General features: G+C 35.9%; 3 protein-coding genes and 1 pseudogene. All 4 read right to left on the bottom strand.

Features of this window, described 5'->3' with window-relative positions:
* Positions 1–517 (bottom strand): annotated as a pseudogene (locus H7254_RS11085) (ATP/GTP-binding protein); the annotation flags it as partial.
* Positions 518–623: 106 nt separating this feature from the next.
* Positions 624–1,040 (bottom strand): VOC family protein, encoded by a 417-nt coding sequence (locus H7254_RS11080; protein WP_301933026.1) that lies wholly within the window; start codon positions 1,038–1,040, stop codon positions 624–626.
* Between the two features lie 337 nt (positions 1,041–1,377).
* A complete protein-coding gene (locus tag H7254_RS11075; RefSeq protein ID WP_301933025.1) occupies positions 1,378–2,508 on the bottom strand; it encodes an acyltransferase family protein in 1,131 nt (376 codons plus the stop codon).
* Positions 2,509–2,743: 235 nt separating this feature from the next.
* The coding region (locus H7254_RS11070) for a DUF2867 domain-containing protein (RefSeq protein ID WP_301933024.1) at positions 2,744–3,006 on the bottom strand (263 nt) is incomplete at its 5' end.

Raw genomic sequence — 3,006 nt, 5'->3', positions numbered from 1 at the left:
TATCTAAAAGTAATTCAGCTTTTCCATTTTCGAATCGAAATACCTTTTTTCCGGGTGAGTCTGAAATATACACAATACCTTTAGAATCAATCGTAATATCATTCAAACCAACTGCCCCCGCAATTAAAGCTGTTGTGTCAATTTTTCCGGATGCGATATCAATTATCACGAGGTTTGTAAGATCTGCAGCATACAATTTCCCATTATACATGCCCAGACCTTTTGGCGCATTTAATCCTGGTACCCAATCAGTAGCTATGATCTTTCCATCAAGTCCAACTTTTCCAATAGAACCCTTTCCATCTGCTGCCCAAGGATCTGCGCCGTCAATATTACTTACATACAATACTTTATTATCCTTATCGAATAAAACAGATTCAGGAACTTTTAACAGGCTATCCGTTTCCCATTTTAATACCAGTTCATGTTTTTCAGAGGATGTTTCTTCTGATTTTGGGGATGTATTACATGCCGAAATGAAGATTGCTAACGTAGTAAGGAGGAGGAGGGTTTTCATGTGCATTTTTAATTTATAACTTTTAATAGTATTGCAAGTTAATCAGTAATCTTGAAATTTTTAACCTCAATGTAAGATTCTTAAATCATCTTGAAAATTTGAAAATTTAACCTTTTGGGATCTTATTCAAATCCATATGAAGCATATTCCAGCGATGCCCATCAGGATCCGCAAAAGCAAATCCATACATCCAGCCCTGATTTTCTGCAGGATTTGAAAAGATATCTCCGCCTGCATTTTTAACTTTTTCTGCCATTTCATCAACTTCTTTATGACTCTCTGCATCAAAAGAAAATAATACTTCAGATGATTGTTTTGTATCAGTAAGATCATGTTGAGTGAAGCTTTTAAACACTGATTCAGCAAAAAACATGAATACTAATCCTTTATTTCCGACCATGAAACCTACCGAGTGATCAGTGTCAGGGTGCTGTTTATTCAGGGTAAATCCAATCTTTGTAAAAAAATCTTTTGTTCTTTTTACATCTTTTACAGGCAGGTTGATCCAAATTTCTTTAATCATAATTCTTATTATTTATAGATGAATTTAGTCTCTGATATCACTTAACAGGGTTATGAAGTATTCAGGGTATCCTAAATGTAGAATACTACTTTTCCCATTTCTGAATGAACGGTTAATGCCGGCATTATCCTTTCGAAGAGAAACATTATACCTGTTGTGATCCACTAAGTAATTTTTATTGATTTTGATGGTGTCATAATTTCAATGTTTTAATTTTATGCAAATTAATACAGTTTGCGAACTTCCAACATGTACGTTTAGGACATAAAACAGGCCAGCTACGAAAAGTTCATAGTTGTAAATTTAAATTATTTATCTTAAGGTTTGTACCAATTTTCTATACCCTCAGGAACATTTTCTTTTTATAAAGGATGTATAAAAATGCCCATTGTATCAGCACAAGGCAAATCGCTTTTACCACCGCATCATATGGTTCACCCGTTAACTGGAAAAGCCACTGGAAGAAACCGTTATTTGTATACTCCCAATCTATAAATTGCCCTGAAATATAGATCAGGATAGAATTCATGCCAATTACTTTGAAAAAGAACGCCCAACTTTTATATCCTAGAACATCGATTATGTAGTAAAAAAAAGATAATAGGAGCAGGCTCCAGCCGCCAACATACATTACAAAAGAACTTGACCAAAGATTTTTATTAATTGGAAAATCCAGGTTCCATATCTGACCGATAATTAAACAAAAAATTCCTGCAATAGCCATATACAGTGCTTTTTTATGCCTGGTTTCTACGCCGTTCTTCAACATGTTACCTGTAAGAATTCCCAGCAAAGCGGTACCGATTGATGGAATAACAGATACTAGTCCTTCAGGATCATGTATTTTAAGATATAAGGTTCCAGGAAGAATAGTACGATCAATATAAGAAGCAAAATTTCCTTCCATAGTGAGGTCACCAGGTGCATAGCCCGGTGCCGATGTGAATTTTAAGAGCAGCCAGTAACCTATTAACAATGAACAAAACCAGATCGTCTGCCCCGTTCTTTTGCTATACAGATAAATGATATTAGCAAACATATAGGCAAGACCTATCCTTCCCAAAACGCTGCAAAACCTGTATGCATCAATGTTTTCGCGTATAATCAGACCATTATTATAGACCACACCCAGCAATACCAATATCAGGCCTCTTTTTATGACTTTGATTAGCAGTTTATTCCTGCTGATGCCATTTTCCAATTCACGACCAACGGAGTAGGGGGTTGCTACTCCCGCCAGAAACAGGAAAAGAGGAAAGATGAGGTCGTAAAAGTGAAAGCCGTTCCAGGCAGGGTGGGTGAGCTGTTCGGCCATGGTTACCCACAGAGGAAAACCCGTGACTTTGGCCAGGCTATGGATAATCTCTTCCGCACCTATTATCCAAAACATGTCGAACCCACGAAGGGCATCTAATGAATAAAGTCGACCTGCATGTGCTTCAAGAGCTGCTGTTTCTGTGTTTTTCATTTTTTTGTGTGATGGATTTTGGTATTAATTTGTCGGTTAGGGTATAGTAATCTATTCTAAGGTGTTAAATAAAATAAGTTTAAAAGAAAACGTATTGAATTAAATCGAGATCTTAACCTTCACAATGATTCATAGCTTCAAGGAAATCAGTACTCTTATGGGATAGTAAAAATTTATGAAAATTTCTCAATTAAGGAATAGAAAGGGGCAACTTGGGTTGGTTAAGAAATGTTTATTATTTTACAATATGATTTATCATTCCATTAAAAATAACGCCATGAAATGGAAGTACAGAATACCAGTAAAGCCTTCCCAATATTCCTAGTGGCCGAAATGTTGCTGTTTGAATCAAGGTATTATTTTCAATTTTAAACTCCAACCATGCTTCACCCGGCAGCTTCATTTCTGCATACAGTAGCAAACGTTTTTCTTCTTTGTTAGCTAAAATAACTCGCCAAAAATCCAATGAATCACCCGCAGAAATATCAATATCGCTTT

The sequence above is a fragment of the Ferruginibacter sp. genome (genome assembly GCF_014377975.1).
GTDB lineage: Bacteria > Bacteroidota > Bacteroidia > Chitinophagales > Chitinophagaceae > Ferruginibacter.
This window is presented reverse-complemented; position numbering and strand designations above follow the sequence as displayed.